We start from the raw sequence: 477 nt of genomic DNA, 5'->3' as shown, positions 1-477 counted from the left end.
TCCCATGGAGCAATAGCGGTAAACAGCTACACCATCATACCTTCCGGCCTTACTGCCTCAAACTATGATATAACATATGCTTCCGGTACATTAACGATCAACAAGGCCGCACTTACTATTACAGCCAGTGACCTCACCAAAACCTATGATGGTATATCATTCAGCGGTGGGAACGGCGTAACTTACAGTGGCTTCGTAAATGGTGAAGATGCATCAACCGCAATAACCGGTACGATCGCTTACACAGGTACCTCTCAGGGAGCAATAGCGGTAAACAGCTACACCATCATACCTTCCGGCCTTATCGCCACAAACTATGATATAACATATGCTTCCGGTACATTAACCATCAACAAGGCCGCACTTACTATTACAGCCAGTGACCTCACCAAAACCTATGATGGTATATCATTCAGCGGTGGGAATGGCGTAACTTACAGTGGCTTCGTAAATGGTGAAGACGCATCAGCAGCATTA

The 477-nt window shown here is 45.9% G+C and carries 1 protein-coding gene; it reads left to right on the top strand.

Going from position 1 to position 477, the window contains the following annotated elements; translation table 11 throughout:
• Positions 1 to 477 (top strand): MBG domain-containing protein (locus BW716_RS37400; protein WP_179091439.1); only part of this gene is annotated, 477 nt, incomplete at both ends.

Source organism: [Flexibacter] sp. ATCC 35208 (assembly GCF_001975825.1).
Lineage (GTDB): Bacteria > Bacteroidota > Bacteroidia > Chitinophagales > Chitinophagaceae > Chitinophaga.
Note: the sequence above shows the minus strand (reverse complement) of the source record. Positions and strands in the feature narration are given on the sequence as shown.